The sequence below is a fragment of the Salinicoccus siamensis genome, from assembly GCF_055391965.1.
Genome location: NZ_AP043765.1, coordinates 1021379 through 1037002, shown reverse-complemented (window position 1 = coordinate 1037002; position 15624 = coordinate 1021379). Strand labels below are relative to the sequence as shown.

Annotated in this window: 13 protein-coding genes; 6 read left to right on the top strand and 7 right to left on the bottom strand. The window is 43.6% G+C overall.

The window, feature by feature from the left end:
- Window positions 1-82 precede the first annotated feature (82 nt).
- The gene (locus ACZ5LF_RS05355) at window positions 83-811 is read left to right on the top strand and encodes an NAD-dependent protein deacylase (RefSeq protein ID WP_380569442.1); all 729 of its coding nucleotides are present in this window, start codon (window positions 83-85) and stop codon (window positions 809-811) included.
- A gap of 12 nt (window positions 812-823) precedes the next feature.
- Window positions 824-1696 (top strand): CvfB family protein, encoded by an 873-nt coding sequence (locus ACZ5LF_RS05350; RefSeq protein ID WP_380569441.1) that lies wholly within the window; start codon window positions 824-826, stop codon window positions 1694-1696.
- A 33-nt stretch (window positions 1697-1729) separates the two neighbouring features.
- Here ACZ5LF_RS05350 and pepF read toward each other — a convergent pair whose 3' ends face one another.
- Window positions 1730-3535 carry an oligoendopeptidase F gene (pepF, locus tag ACZ5LF_RS05345; protein ID WP_380569440.1) on the bottom strand — a complete coding sequence of 602 codons (1806 nt, stop codon included), beginning with the start codon at window positions 3533-3535 and terminating at the stop codon, window positions 1730-1732.
- Between the two features lie 148 nt (window positions 3536-3683).
- On the opposite strand from pepF, the gene ACZ5LF_RS05340 reads away from it, so the two are divergent.
- Complete coding sequence (locus tag ACZ5LF_RS05340; protein ID WP_380569439.1) at window positions 3684-4007, top strand: hypothetical protein; 324 nt, start codon at window positions 3684-3686, stop codon at window positions 4005-4007.
- A 464-nt stretch (window positions 4008-4471) separates the two neighbouring features.
- On the opposite strand, the gene ACZ5LF_RS05335 is transcribed toward ACZ5LF_RS05340, so the two are convergent.
- Window positions 4472-5038: a recombinase family protein gene (locus ACZ5LF_RS05335; protein ID WP_380569438.1), complete on the bottom strand. Its 567-nt coding sequence runs from the start codon at window positions 5036-5038 to the stop codon at window positions 4472-4474.
- 255 nt (window positions 5039-5293) lie between these two features.
- Here ACZ5LF_RS05335 and ACZ5LF_RS05330 point away from each other — a divergent pair, with 255 nt between their 5' ends.
- Window positions 5294-7042 carry a solute:sodium symporter family transporter gene (locus tag ACZ5LF_RS05330; RefSeq protein ID WP_380569437.1) on the top strand — a complete coding sequence of 583 codons (1749 nt, stop codon included), beginning with the start codon at window positions 5294-5296 and terminating at the stop codon, window positions 7040-7042.
- A 22-nt stretch (window positions 7043-7064) separates the two neighbouring features.
- Here the strand turns inward: ACZ5LF_RS05330 and ACZ5LF_RS05325 are convergent, their stop codons facing one another.
- The 4 genes from ACZ5LF_RS05325 to ACZ5LF_RS05310 all read right to left on the bottom strand — a co-directional run bounded on the left by ACZ5LF_RS05325 (window position 7065) and on the right by ACZ5LF_RS05310 (window position 12332).
- Entirely contained in the window at window positions 7065-8309 is a 1245-nt protein-coding gene (locus tag ACZ5LF_RS05325) for a peptidoglycan bridge formation glycyltransferase FemA/FemB family protein (RefSeq protein WP_380569436.1), read from the bottom strand.
- Window positions 8310-8330: 21 nt separating this feature from the next.
- Window positions 8331-9605 (bottom strand): aminoacyltransferase, encoded by a 1275-nt coding sequence (locus ACZ5LF_RS05320; protein ID WP_380569435.1) that lies wholly within the window; start codon window positions 9603-9605, stop codon window positions 8331-8333.
- A gap of 7 nt (window positions 9606-9612) precedes the next feature.
- Window positions 9613-10872 (bottom strand): aminoacyltransferase, encoded by a 1260-nt coding sequence (locus ACZ5LF_RS05315; protein WP_380569434.1) that lies wholly within the window; start codon window positions 10870-10872, stop codon window positions 9613-9615.
- Between the two features lie 200 nt (window positions 10873-11072).
- On the bottom strand, window positions 11073-12332 hold the full coding sequence (locus tag ACZ5LF_RS05310; protein ID WP_380569433.1) for a Y-family DNA polymerase: 1260 nt from the start codon (window positions 12330-12332) through the stop codon (window positions 11073-11075).
- Between the two features lie 133 nt (window positions 12333-12465).
- Between ACZ5LF_RS05310 and ACZ5LF_RS05305 the strand changes: the two genes are divergently transcribed.
- Window positions 12466-13464: a cation diffusion facilitator family transporter gene (locus tag ACZ5LF_RS05305; RefSeq protein ID WP_380569432.1), complete on the top strand. Its 999-nt coding sequence runs from the start codon at window positions 12466-12468 to the stop codon at window positions 13462-13464.
- A 55-nt stretch (window positions 13465-13519) separates the two neighbouring features.
- On the opposite strand, the gene ACZ5LF_RS05300 is transcribed toward ACZ5LF_RS05305, so the two are convergent.
- Complete coding sequence (locus ACZ5LF_RS05300) at window positions 13520-14512, bottom strand: LCP family protein (RefSeq protein ID WP_380569431.1); 993 nt, start codon at window positions 14510-14512, stop codon at window positions 13520-13522.
- 149 nt (window positions 14513-14661) lie between these two features.
- On the opposite strand from ACZ5LF_RS05300, the gene ACZ5LF_RS05295 reads away from it, so the two are divergent.
- Window positions 14662-15615, top strand: a complete 954-nt coding sequence (locus ACZ5LF_RS05295; RefSeq protein WP_380710089.1) for a DUF1002 domain-containing protein — start codon at window positions 14662-14664, stop codon at window positions 15613-15615.
- Window positions 15616-15624 lie beyond the last annotated feature (9 nt).

Here is a 15624-nt window from a genome sequence, read left to right as displayed (position 1 = left end):
GCATTCTCCTTTAGTATATTCTTAAGCGATGATACCACATTTATGGTACCATTGAAATATAATTCTAGGAGGATGAGTACCCATGAAGAACGATATACGCCGGTTTCAAAGCATTATCGATACCAGTCACGATATCGTCTTTTTTACTGGTGCTGGGGTTTCAGTTGAAAGTGGCATACCGGATTTCAGGAGTATGGGTGGATTGTTCGATGAAATCAGGCAGTCGGGGAATTCACCTGAATATCTTTTAAGCCGTGACCATCTCGATGAAGAACCTGAGCGCTTCGTGCAGTTTTACAGGAAACGCCTGTTGACCAGCGATAAGCACCCGAACAGTGTCCATCGCTTCATTGCGGAAATGGAGACTGCGGGGCGTTCCCTTGGGACCGTGACACAGAATATTGATGGCCTCCATACCGAGGCCGGCAGTAGTAATGTAGATGAATTGCATGGTTCGCTCAATCGTTTCTACTGCATTTCATGCAACCAGGATTATACTAAGGGTGCCTTATTGCAAAATGATGTAATGACGTGTGAATGTGGCGGGATATTGCGGCCTGACATAGTATTATATGGAGAGATGCTGGACGAGCGTGTCCTGCAGTCCGCCCAAAACAAGGTATCAAAAGCGGATACACTGATTGTGTTGGGGTCGTCACTGGTTGTGAACCCTGCAGCATATCTGCTCCATTACTTCAAAGGTCACCATCTTATCATAATCAACAGAGAAGAGACGCCTTTTGATTTTATGGCCGACCTGGTCATCAATCAAGATATGACCACAATAATTGAAAATATAGAACACAAATGAAGGAGATCATTCATGAATCAGATATCAGGTACAGTGCAATTTTTGAAAATCATCAAGAGGGAAGGTTCCACATATCACCTTAAAGCGGAAGACGCAGTCTATATCAGAATGAATGCCTCCGCCTCGGGATGGGATTATGAGATAGGGGAAGAAATCAGCGCATTCATCTATCCGAATAGAAGTGGTGAACTGTTTGCTGCTCCTATAGTGCCAACTGCAACCGTTGATAAATACGGTTATGCAGAAGTGGTTGAAGTGACACGGGAGGGAGCGTTCGTCGGTATCGGGGCCCCTCGCGAAATTCTTGTGCCTTGGGTTGACCTCCCTAAAGTGAAGTCAGTCTGGCCTAAAGAAGGGGATCAGCTTTATTTGAAGTTGAGGGCTGAGAGCGACAACCAATTATTCGGGCGTCTGATCACTGAACAGGAAGCCGCCGAGCGCTTCACGCCACTTGACCAGTCGGCATTCGCAGACTACAGGAATAAATGGATGGAAGGGCGTCCTTACCGTCTGCTCAGGATAGGATCGTTCCTTTTGACGAATGAAGGACACAAAGTCTTTATCCATGAGAGTGAACGTGAAGAAGAACCACGCCTGGGTGAGTTGAAGAAGTTCAGGGTGATCGGCATCAACGATAAAGGGGAATTGAACGGTTCTTTCATCCAGCAGGCATATAAGAAGATGGATGCAGACAGCGAGAAGATACTGGATTACATCGAGCGCAATGGCGGGCGCATGCCGCTTAATGATAAGAGTGCGCCTGAAGATATAAAAGAAGCTTTGAATATGTCAAAAGGCGCCTTCAAAAGAGCGCTTGGCCGTTTGATGAAGGAAGGTAAAATCGTCCAGACTGAAAAAGAGACTGAAATGAAAGAAACCCGGTAATCATATGATTACCGGGTTTTTCCTGCCCATTTTCTATCCTTCTATCTGGTCAGTCAACTGCTCCAACTCATCAACCAGTTCTCCTATATAATCGATGGTATCGCGGAGAGGCTGATCAGTCGTGATATCGACTCCTGCCATCTTGGCCAATTCGACAGGGGTCTTTGTACCACCCGCCTTCAGTACCTTCAACCAATCATCCACAGCAGGCTGTCCCTCATTGAGTATACGCTTGCTCATAGCAGTCGCAATCGTCAGACCAGCTGAATAGGTATACGGATATAATCCCATATAATAGTGGGGCTGCCTCATCCATGTCAGTTCGGCCCCTTCAGTGATGCTCACATCATCCCCCCAGAATTCTTCAATGACATTACGCTTCAGCGTGTTGAGGTCACTTGCGGAAATATTCTCCTTGGCATCAACTTTTCTGTAGACTTCACGTTGATAGGCAGCTTCAAGCAGATGCGTCACGCAATTATGGTAATAGGTCCTGGATATGATTGAACTGATGACCCAGCGTTTGAACTTGGGATCCTCGGAGTTCTCTAGAAGATGATTCGCCATCAGCATTTCATTCATTGTGCTCGGTGCTTCCACAAAATACATCGAACTGCGCGCGTCGAAGATGTTCTGTTCACGATTGGCATTATGGAAGTGTCCAGCGTGCCCCAATTCATGGGCGAGTACAAACACTTCAGTCATAAGGGAAGTCCAGGATATCAGAATGAATGGATGTGACCCGTATGGGCTTGCGCAGAAGGCACCTGTAGACTTCCCTTTATTCTTGACGAAATCAATCCAGCGCTCATCATAGGCACGGTTCACCATATTGAGATAATCATCACCCATGACTTTGAGGGCATCATTGATATACTGTCTGGAATCTTCGACACTTATTTCAGGTTCTGATGCCGGATCGAGTGAAACCTTCAAATCCTCATATTTCATTTCATAAAGCCCATGGACGCGCTTCAACAGTCTTGCGTAGCGTCGCATATGAGGGGCAAGATCACTCATTATCATATCAATTTGACGATGGTAGAGGGATTGATCTACATCCTGCTCATGGAGCAGATAATCTATAACAGAATCGAACCCTCTGAGATCAGATATCGTTTTTTCCTGCTTTAGCTGCAAATCATAGGTACCGGCAGCAGTATGTTGATAGTTTGAGAGTGTATCACTGAATGCCCTAAATGCATTGCGTCTTATCTCGACATCTTCATGGCCTTCCAATTCTCCCTCGAAAGACAAGTAGGAGAGGGGGTATTCCTTTCCGTTGGCATTGAAAGTACCGAAATCGATATCCAACAATTTAGTTTTAAGATATAAGCTGTAGGGTCCGTCAAAAACCGGTGAATAGCTTGCAAGCGCTTTTTCGACTTCCGGATTCAATTGGTATGGTTTATTTTTGAGCAGTTCATCTATGAAGTGGAGGAATTGCGGCGCTTCTGATTTCACTTCTTCAAGAAATGCATCCTCTTTTTGAATCAGTTCACTTGTGAGGAAACTGGATTCGCTGTTGAAATATGTACTGATATTACTCGCCATACTATCCAATTTCTGTGCATTCCCGTCGCCTTGGTCCGAGGAGAGCTTCAAATTGGCATAATTGCCGATTGGGACGAGTGATTCGAGGATCGATTTATATTCTTGGATGGCTTTTATTGCTGCAGTAGGGTTGTGCAGGTTTCCCGAGTACTTTTTGTTGAAGTCTTTAATTTTGGGACGAGCTGCTTCAATTGCTTGAGCAAAAGCTTCATCATCTGCAAATAAGTCGCTCAAATCCCACGTATATTGCACGTCAACATCTTTTCTTGATTTCATTTCTTCCATGGCTAAAAATCGCTCCTTTAATTTCGAAATCCGAAGTATTAATGACAGTATACATGAAGATTCTAAAAATTCAAATCATATGATATGCAAATATTTAAAAGTAAAGAGGGTAATATAAATATAGCAATAGTGAAGATGGGGTGAAATCATGATAGAGAACTTCAATTTTTATTTAATTACGATTCTTGCCGTCATTATTTTAACGATTTTAGTCGGATGGGTATTGCATAATTATATCCTCATTCCCGTGTTTTCTTTTATATTGATGACGCTGGCGGCATTCGTGATACCTAACTTTATAGAGGGTACAGACTGGAAGCCGTTGTTCGGCTATGCAGTATTCTTAGGCGTTCTGTCACTGATTGTAAGCATGCTCGTGTGGATGTATGTCAGAGGACGTAAACGAAAGAAGGAATTATCCAGCCCAGAAAGTAATGGAGAGCCAACAGATACCAATACTCGGAATATGTAATGTGACGGACGAGAGGCATGCAAAAACTTCTTTGGATGAAATAAACCAAAGAAGTTTTTTATATTCGTATAGTAATACCCATAAACATGTATATATAAAATAGACACGTAAATAAATATAAAATTATTTTAATCAATATATTTAATTTTGGAATCACGTGGCGATATAACTCGTTTTAATCACTCGAGATCAGTATGGAACAGACTCCAGGGATGATTCGACTCATATTCATTTATAGACCGTATTGGTTTATGGACATGTGCTATAAACGTGATATAAAGTAAAAGTAGGAGTACTACTTCCTTATATATAACTTCCTATAATATATATTATGTAAACTTTATTATATAATCAGTAAATCTTTTGTAAAATAATACTTTTGCACCAAATAAAGCCTGATCCGTGTATATCGATCAGGCTTTATGCTTTATCCACTATATTGAGTTGGTACAATTTTCTTTGACTTATGATTCATTTTGTTTTGATTCATTTACAACTTTATATACAGTAGCTCTAGATACACCAACCATTTCTGCAATTTGTTTCCCTGTATATTTCTTTGCATCATACAATGATTGTATCATCGCTTTTTTATCGTCTGTAATGCCAGGTCTGCCGCCATTTCTGCCTCTTGCACGCGCTGACTCAAGCCCTTTTTTGGTGCGTTCGCTCAACAAGCTTGCTTCCAGTTCTGCGAATGCCGACATCATCGTAAAGAACATCTTACCCATCGGGTCTTTCGTCGTTACATTCATATTGATGATTTCAAGGTCTATGCCGCGTTTTTCCAATGTCGTCGCCAATTCTATAAGCTGTTTTGTAGTCCGACCCAATCGATCCAACTTGGTGATTACCATTGTATCACCTTCCCTCATATACTCTAAGCACTGATCTAAAGCCGTTCTTTGGGCTTTCCTACCGCTTACTTTCTCTGAGAACACTTTGATGCATCCTGCTTCTTCAAGCATATCGAGCTGGCTTTCCAGATTTTGGCCCTTGGTACTTACTCTCGCATATCCTATTTTACTCATTTTTCCATTTCTCCCTTTTAATGTATTTTTAACGGTATATATATAGTATAAGTATACTAAGATAAAAATACAAGTTAAAATACAACAAAAACACCTATTTTATTAACATTTGTTGTTTTTATGTTAATGTATGTAAAACCCTCGTTAAATAGACACATTAATATTTGCAAAACTCATTCATTTAAAGTTTAATAGATGCATATTGAGAGTATATTAGTAAGGACTTTTTATTAATATACTCATGGAGCTGATAAAATGGTCTATACCATTGTTACATGTTTTCTCTTCATGGCTTTCGTCGCTTTTTATTCCTATATGAAAACGCGCAATACTGTCGGCGACAGTGCTGGGTATTTTCTTGCGGGACGCGGTTTGACGGGCGGATTTATTGCTGGTTCCCTTGTGCTCACCAACCTTTCTGCAGAGCAGCTTATAGGGCTTAATGGACAGGCCTACAATTCAAATATGTCCAATATGGCATGGGAAGTGACGGCCGGCTTTGCCGTCATCATTCTTGCACTGATTCTTCTTCCGAGATACATAGGCGGTTCGTTCACCACTTTACCTGAATTTATAAATAGCCGTTTCGACGAAGGTACACGGATGATGGTGACTTTACTCTTCATGCTCGGCTATACATTCGTCACAATCCCCTCTGTTCTCTATTCCGGATCCATTGCGGTGCTGCAGCTCTTCGATGTACCCGCCCTCCTTGGTCTTTCCCTTGAGCAATCGATGTGGATTGTCATTTGGATTGTAGGTATAATTGGTTCCATATATGCTATATTCGGCGGATTGAAGGCAGTTGCGATATCGGACACCCTGAATGGCATTGGCTTACTCATCATCGGTCTGCTTGTACCTGTCATCGGTTTCTACTCTTTGGGGGATGGAAACGTATTGAGTGGCATGAAGGTGATTGCCACTAACAATCCAGAAAAATTAAACGCCATCGGCTCGAAGGAAGACTCCGTCCCTTTCGGTACGATATTCACCGGTATGATTTTCGCCAACTTATTTTATTGGGGTACCAATCAGTATGTCATCCAGCGGACTCTTGGGGCAAAGAACCTGGCTGAAGGACAGAAAGGCACTTTGTTTGCCGGTTTCCTCAAAATACTTGTCCCCATCATGATGATGATACCAGGCATCATCGTCTATCATCTATATGGAGATGGACTCAAAACCATGGATCTGGCCTATCCTACATTAATCGCTGAGTTACTGCCTCCTATATTAAGCGGATTCTTTCTGGCTGTTCTGCTCGGCGCTGTTTTCTCAAGCTTTAATTCACTGTTGAACAGCGCGGCGACAATGTTCGTCTATGATATTTATAAGGTCAAAATGAACAGGAATGCTTCAGACCGTGAGATGATAAAGGTCAGCAAATGGTTCGGCACCCTACTTGCCCTTGTTTCCTTCTTCATCGCTCCACTCCTGCTCCGGGCGCCGGAAGGATTATGGAATATCATCCGCGAATTTACCGGATTTTTTAATATACCGGTAATTGCCATTATCCTCACCGGAATACTTTCCAGAAAAGTACCTCCTATTGGAGCCAAGGTGGCGATTATCGTCCATGTCGCACTCTACTATATGTTGATATGGGGCCTGCCGATGTTTTTCGGCATCAATTTCGACATCAGTTTCATTCATATACAGGGGATGCTTTTCGTGTTGGCTGTGGCAATTATGATGCTCTCCATGCTCATAAAGCCGCTTGATGAACCCCATCATTTCAAGTCTGACCCAAAAGTGGATATGACCCCATGGAGATTTGCGCTCCCAGTCACTTTCCTGCTAATCGGGGCCATTATATTCTGTTATATCCTCTTTTCCCCGATTGGCCTTGCCCATGACGACAGCATCGTTTCACCATGGTTCGGGCCAGCTACAGGCGCCCTTATATTATCCACGATCATATTATGGTCTCTTGCCTACAGAAAATGGAATGATAGGTACGGGGATATGCTGAAAAAACTACAGAATGAAAAGAAACCATAGCGGCTTCGCTATGGTTTCTTCACTATATTCTATTCAATTTCTGTGCCAATTTATATGCAGGCTTGTTGAAGACTTTCTCAAAAGTGCCCGGTAGCTCTTCTATGAATGTATTATATCCTTTTTTGAATTTGAAGACACCGTAATCCTTGGACTGTTCCGTAAAATCGCCGGTCAATCCAAAGAAATTGAAGCGTTCCGCTCCGAGTTCCTTTGCTTTTTTGATCATCTGCCATGTCGTGAAGTTCGTACCCATGAACATGGAATGTTCCGGATAGCTGCCGCTGAATAGATAAACCATTTCATGGTTGTTGTAATAATACATGGCTGCAGAAAGCTCTATGACTGTGCCATACTCTTCTTTCACATTCTGGATCTTTTTTATCCGTTTCTCTTTGTTGCCGAGGAGGTCCTTTACTTCATTCACCCTCCCCTTCATCCTTTTTGTACCATTGCCGGAATCGATTTTTTTCTGCATCTCTTCATATTCTGCAGTAAGTTCGCCGAGTTCACCATTCAACTGTTCCAAATACTCATCCAGATTGATATAGCTCAAAGTGAGATAAGTACGCTCCTTTAGAGCATGGAGCAGATTTTTTATCTTTTCCCCACTTACCGGGTCGAAACCGATGCGTTCCTCGGTGTCTTTATATATCTGGATGAATTTATCATACTCATCCTCATCCAAATAACGCAATTTCAGGCCCATCTGCTCACTCGCACGCGTATTATAGCGTGTTTTTGAATCCATATCTTTAATGAGCTGCTCTTCATCCTTATTCAAATCAAGTACAGCCTGATGTCTGAGCAGTTCATCTGTAACCAGCTGTTTGGTGAAACCATTATGTGAATACCCCTGATTGATGTAGATGTCTATGATTTCATGATTGTTTTTAGGGCTTTCCACAATCTCTCCATCGTTGTCTCTCATCTGATAGATCATATAAGGGGAATGGATGAGTTTTACAGCATGATGTTTTTTGACGTGATCGTCGATTTCCTTCAGGAAGAACTGCAGCCTCTCATTCGAGAATGGCTGGATTAATGGACCTGTATGAGAAGTGAATAGCCGATAGCGTTTCAGGACCGATGTCGCGCTGAGCATGGAGACCCCGACTAGCGCATCATCTTCATAGAGGCCAAGCAAGTGCGTCTCCTGTGTCTTTGAAATGTAATCATAATAAAGCGGGTCATGGAGATAGTGGCAATGTCCCTTATACTCTGCCATGAACGCTTTAAACGTTTCTTCCTGGATTTGTGATATCTGCACTGTTCAACCCTCCTTCACTATTCAGTTGCTTTTTGAAGCTGTCTTCTGTTCGATTTTACGTTTCACCTTATAGAGATTATAAGGCACTTTACTGATGACCTTGACGAAATCACCGACCAGTTCCTCTATTTCAGCGTTGAAGCCACGTTTGAAACGGTAGACGCCGTAATCCTCCCCATCTTCAGAGAAGTCACCGCTCACCCCGTAGAAGTTATATCTGTCGATGCCATTCTCCAGACAGTATTTCATCATTTCAAAGTGCATCATGTAGGGTCCGACAAAATGGGCGAACTCGCTTGAACTCGCACCTGAGTTATAGACCATCTCATAAGGGGTTTCAAAGTAGATGCCCGCCCCAAGATTCAGGACATTCCCTTCCTTTTCACTTATCTCCATGGCACTTTTGCGATCTTCAGTCATCTTGTTGATCTGTTTATCATGTTCAGCAATCTTATTCAGAGTCTTATCATTCTTGCTGTCCTTCTGCATGAGCTGGTCCCGCTTCCGCTCATTGTCTGTGATCTCCTGCGACAGGTTCTCTACGTATTCATCCAACTCTATATACGCAAGGGGGATAAGGACCTTATCTCCATAGGCTTTCTTGAAATTGGAGAAGTATTCCTTCGGATTCGGATGGGTGAAGAACCCCTGCCTCTCACTTGTATCCAAGTAGAGATCCATGAATATATCGATCTCATCGAGATCGAGGAACCGCACCTTCACACCGAATTTCTGTGCTTTCTTTATATTCCGCTTCCTCTGTGAATCGAAGGACTTAAAGAGGCTCTTTTCATCATGGCCCGACAAATCGAGGACACTCATCCACCGCGCCTGGGATGTTTTAGAATAGCCGCGGGTGAACCCTTGATGCACATATCCTTCATCTTCCATCAGTCTGATCAATGCATCCTGGGCCGGATATTCCTCTTTAGGCACTACATCCTTATCATATTTTCTATAGATCCAATTCGGATCAAGTTTTACATACAGTCCGTCATTCTTCTTGAGATAGGTTGTCAGCTCCTGCAGATAGAACTTTACAAGGTCGTGATCATGGTAATCCAGTACGGGCCCGCGGTTGGAATAATAGAAATATTTGCCGAGGACCGTTTTCTTCAATGTGAAGAGACATGCTGCTATCACCGTACCACTTGCATCCTTAACGCCAAGCAGGCGTACCTTCTGTTGATCCATCTCCCTATTCTTTTTATTTTCTATCATCTGGAAAAAGGCCGATTCCTCTCCTTTTTCTATATAATCTTTATATTCCTTTTCAGTCAGTTCAACGAATTTCATCCGTTTGTTACCTCCCTATTCTCTCTCTTAGTTTTACGAGTGACTGATACACCCTATACGCCGGCTTATTGATCGGCTTGATGAAATCGCCGATATATTCATAGACTGTGGCGTTGAATCCTTTTTTGAACTGAATGACGCCGTAGTCTTCCGCTTCTTCTGAAAAGTCTCCACTGATGCCGTAGAAGTTATACAGTCCAATATCATGGTCCAGGGCATAGTTGATCATATGCCATTGGATCAGATAACTGCCCGCGAAATGCCTGAAATCATTATCGCTGCCTCCTGCAAGATAAACCACTTCATGCGGGGTGATGAAATAGTAGGCACTCGCTATGGGAAGCTCATTGCCGTGGGTTTCACGTAATGTATGGCCTTCCTGCAATTTATCTTCTATATTTTCGAGCTGAGCCGTCAGATTCGTTATTTTCTTTTCAGCTTTACTGTTGGCTGGATCTTTTTCGAGGTCACGATTCGCTTTACTGATGTTTTTCATCAATGCGTCCCGATCCTTTGTGATCGATGCGACATATTCATCCAAATTGACATACACAAGTGGAATCAGGACATTGTCTCCAAAGTGCTGCTTACGGCTGATATAGTAGGAATCATCGCGGTCTGTGAAGGATTTCATTTCAGATGTATCCCTCATGAATTTCCTGAAGACATCTATCTCGTCAAGCCCAAGATAACGGACATGAAGACCATGCTTCTGTGCTTTTTTTATATTCCGCTTCCGGAGGCTATCCATATCATTCAACACAGCTTTGCTGTCTTTATCTCTAAGGTCAAGAACCGAATGCCATCTGATCTGGACGATTGGATCGAATCCGACGGAGAATCCTTCATGTGTAAAGCCCAGTGCTTTGAAGTAATCGAATATATAGCGGTTCCCCCTATCTTCGAGGATATCGCCTTCGTGGTTGCGTTCTTTGATTACTTCATAGGGGTCTACTCTGACATGCATCACTTTCTTTGGTTTCAAGAAGGCATTAAGCCCTTCGAAAAATGTATCGAACACCTTTTTATCTGAATAGTCCATGACGGGCCCACGATTGGTATAGGCATATTTGAATACCTTCATTACAGGGGTCAGGGTGATGAGGCAGGCCGCTTTTACCGCTTCCCCGTCCTTCACGCCTATCAGGTAGGTTTCAACACCCTGCTCAATTTTCAGACGATAATTATCCACCGTCTGTGTAAAATGACTGAAGTGTGTCCGTGTGAACTGTTCGAACTCCTCAGTGGTCAACTCTGTAAATTGCATAATGGCACTCCTGTCAACTAATTTTGATACTCCGAATATATTATCAGATTCCAAACTTAATGCGAATTGAAACCTCATAAATATATATAGTCTCCTCCATTATATCATCTGCGGACGGTACTGGCAGTATTTCTGCGAAGTTCATGTCTACACGACTACAATTCACTGTCATTTCCATCGGGAAGCTACACGAAAGACATTTATCTTTTATGGCCAGCTATCAACCCTTCCCTAAGCTTAAGCGTCGAAGGTGCTGTACAACTCAGGGCCCTCATCACGCTGAGTTGTCCAAACCGGACCTTTAATGCATCAATCGTCCTAAGAAAATCCTGCCTCTTCAATTCGCCCGGGTCTTCGAACAGGGATAACTGCCTCATGTCATCTGGTGTCAGGTTTGTCAAAGAGATGCTTAAAGTGCGGTACATCGCATAGGCATCTGCCATACTGACGATGTGTTCCCATACACCCTGCATGATGATGTTCCCGTCATTCGTCCCCCCCTCTAACGTGAACTGCTTTCGATATAGCTTGCCATCTGCTGTCCCTACAGAAAAATGGATGGTGCGTACCAACCGTTTTGATAGACGCAAACGATGCGTCACTTCATCAATATGCTCAAGCATTACAACATAGACTTCATCAAGGTGATAATCACGCATAAGGATTTGACTTTTGGCAATGGAAGGCGCATGTACACTATGCTTTTCACTGATGGTGCTGAAATCGATGCCATTGGCATGCAGATGCCAATCGACACCGATGATGCCAAAGTCCCGCTTCAAATATTCGGGCGGGTAGTGTGCCAGGTCACCCACTGAAAATATGCCGCGTTCATTCAAACGGGCTTCACTATTCTTGTTGATCCCCCACAGTGTTCTAAGCGGTTTGATATGCCACATTTTTTCAGGTACGTCCTCATAGCGCCACTCCGCTATACCAGAAGGCGCACGCTTCGCTTCGATATCCAGCGATAACTTACTGAGCAGCGGGTTCTCCCCAATGCCGACGGCACAATCAATACGCGTCTCCTGATAGATCTCTTTCCTGAGGCGTAGGGCCAGTTCCCAAGGACTTTCTTCAAACAACCGGAAACTCTTTGTAACATCCATGAAGTACTCATCCACGGAATATTGATGAAAATCTTCTGGAGCGACGTATTTCAAAGCAATTTCCGTTATTCTGGAAGAATAATCGAGATATGTCTTCATTGAGGGATTAATGATATAAATATCTTTACGGTTCGGAATTTCAAACAACCGACTGCCAGTCTTTATCCCCATTCTTTTGAGGGCTGGTGTTGCAGCCAATACAACTGCCCCCGGGTTTTTAGTGTCTGCCACTACCGCAAGACGTGTCGTGAGTGGATCTAGACCCTCCTGGATGCAGGAAACACTGGCAAAGAAGCTTTTTTGGTCCACACAGAAAATGTGCCGTTTTGGGCAGATATGATAGTTATACATGTAATCCCCTCCGAATAGAACGTATGTTCGCATACCCGTAAATTCATCATATCATAAAATAGGAAGGTCAAAACATGATTATTTATGGATTTGGGTATGATATATTGTAAAGATCAGTAAGGAGGAAAATGATTTGAAGGATATCATCGCATTACTTAAGAAAGGCAGTGGAGCATCGCTGACTGCATCTATCGTCAATTTCTTCATCGCAGCCATAAAAGGCAGTGCTTTCATACTGACGGGAAATGTTGCCATGTTTGCTGAGATGATGCATTCCATTGGCGATGCACTTAACCAGTTCTTTGTTTATGTAGGCTCCGGATTGTCGAAGAAAGCGCCGACCAAACGCTTCCCCTTCGGCTTTGGACGTCTCGTGAATCTTGTTTTACTATTTGCCGTCATCATCGTCGGTATATTGGCATATGAGACGGTGCGCGAGGGGCTAAAGCACATTTTAGAACCGCTTCCGGTGGAAACCGATACAACAATGCTGCTCATCAACATCGGCGTTCTCGCTATGGCCGCCATACTTGAGGCGTTCGTTCTATTTAAGGCAGGTAAAGAATTGCTCAAACAGGCAGATCAGCCTTTTGATGGCTTAAAGCCGCTTACGACAAGCTTTATCCATATGGACCGTGCAAAACCGGCGACCAAATTGGTGTTCCTGGAAGATACGGTTGCAACCGGTGGTGCACTGCTCGCCATCCTTGCCATACTAATTGCACGCTTTACAGGATTTTCCCAAGCAGAAGGCATCGCCTCGATCATGATCGGTATCGCCATGTTCTACATCGTCTACAAAATTTTCATGGAGAATGCCGCGGGGGCACTTGGTGAACACGACCCGCGCATGGAACAGCGTGTTTCGGAGATTGTGCTGAGACATGATGAAATCAGAGATATACGTAAGCTCTTCGTCATGAAGGAAGGGGACCTCCTCCACGTTGAAATTGTGGCGGAACTGGATCCCGACCTCTCTGTTGAAGAAGTAAACGCCATCCGGGATGACATAGAGGAGATGATCCTGAAACAAAGGCATGTCGTTGATGTAAATACAGAATTTGAGGTCGATGACGGGCACCGGGCATGGCCGCAGACCCAGAATGAATTGGATAAAAAGCCTAAAAAATAATTATGCTCCAAATAAAAAAGGATGGCCCGCAGCGGCCATCCTTTTTTTGTCTTGCCTATTCAGTTGTAGTCTCGCCTTCAGCCGAATCTTCAGCATTGTTTTCCAAAAACTCATGCATATACTGGCTATTGGCCTCAAAATCGAGATCGATTACATTGCCGGCGTGTGACGTATCCATAAATTGGTAGGTGCCTTCTACCGGTACTGTAAGCGTGTCTATGTCCTTATCACTTCTTAGGAGGAAGGAGGCCATCATCCTATACATCTCCCCATCGGTCATGCTCGTGTTGACGTGGCCCATGCCCGTCCCTGCAATTTTAGGCAGTTTCAACACGCCACCGATCGTCAGCACTTCATCCTTCAGGGCGGTGATGACTTGCTGTTGACGCCTTACCCGGCCAAAGTCCCCTTCTTTATCCTGGCGGAACCTTGCATAAGCAAGAAGCTCCTGTCCATTAAGACGCTGTTCACCCTTTTTCAGTTCAACATCAATCTTTTCGGACATATCCTTTTCGACGTCTATCATCACCCCTTTTTTGTTGACCACATCCACTACGGATTCAAATGCTTTGTAGTCAACGACTGCATACTCTTCGATCTGGATGCCGAAGTTCTTTTTGATGGTGCGTCTAAGGAGTTCCACGCCCCCGAGCGAATAGACGGAATTTATCTTGTAGCTTTGAAAACCGGGGATATCCACATAGATGTCCCGCATCATCGATACGAGTTTCATATCCTTATTCATATAATCATATTGGCCAAGCATGATGACGTCCGTGCGTTGTGCCCCGTCAACTTCACGATCTGCCCCTAACAGCAGTATGGTCTTCTTGCCATCATTATTGTCATCCCCACCGAATTCATGTGCCTCTTGTTCGACTCCCTTGTCCTCGGCTATATCCAACCCGGATTGATAGGAGAAGAAGATATACAAAACGATGAAGATGAGCGCTATAAATATAATTAAAGGAATCAGCGTACGCTTGCGCAACCGTTTTCTTTTCATACCCTCACTAGTGCGTCCAGAACGTCTATAGTCGTTATCCATGATACTTGGCTCCCGTCATTAATGTATTCAATCATTCTATCGCGTTTAAAAAGAGATTAAAAGAGAAAACCGCATTTGACCGGATATAATAAATTGTAGAAAGTAATGAGCATATAGTAGAATATAAATATTAGATAAGGAGGGTTATGATGATCCGGAATTGGTTTTTTATCGCATTGGTGGCCCTGGTGCTGATACCCACTGAAGTGCAGGCGGCCGAGTGGCAGGAAGCTGTTACCGTCTATGGTGCCGCCCTTGAGGACGATCCCCAGCTGTTGGAGGATACCGAAGGCATACTCGGTACAAAAAAAGAGGACAAAATCACATTCGTCAACTCGGAGGATGTCGCCAAATACATCGGCAAGGATTATGACGATGCCGTACTCAAATCAAGCATCCGCATCATTCAGAGGGAAGATGGATATGGACTTGACATCACCGTAGATGAAACGATGGGTAAGATTACCCAAATTACGGAAGAGACATATAAAAACGCCCTGCTCACATCGGGTATTACAGATGCGGAAGTCACGATCGGAGCCGCTCAAGATGTCACAGGGGAAAGTGCCCTCTCAGGGATATATAAGGCATTTGAAGCACAGGGGCAGGAAATTGATACCGACCGCACCCGCAATTCCCAGGATGAGTTGGAAGCCATATCAGATATCTCAAAAGAAAATGCGCAAAAAGAAGGGTTTTCACAGGAACAGCTGAATAAAGCCATTACAGACATTAAAATTGAAATCATCAATCAGGGCGGGAATCTGACTGAAGCGGATATTCGCCGAATAGTAGAGGAACAGTTGAATGAGAACGGTCTGGATGGCATAGTGACGGGTGATCAAATCAACCGCCTCGTCAATATTCTGATACAAATACAGAACACGAATATATTTACAGATGAAGAAGCAGAACGCCTCAAGGACAGCGCCCAGAACCTGATCGATGAAATAAGGTCAAGCGATGCATTCAAACAAGCGGCTGATAAGGCAGAAGAAATTGGTCAGGACATCCAGGATTCTGATGCATGGAGCACCTTTAAACGGGCCGTCTCTGATTTCTTCAGTAGCATCATTTCCTTCTTCAAGACATTGTTCAATTAAAAAAACCAG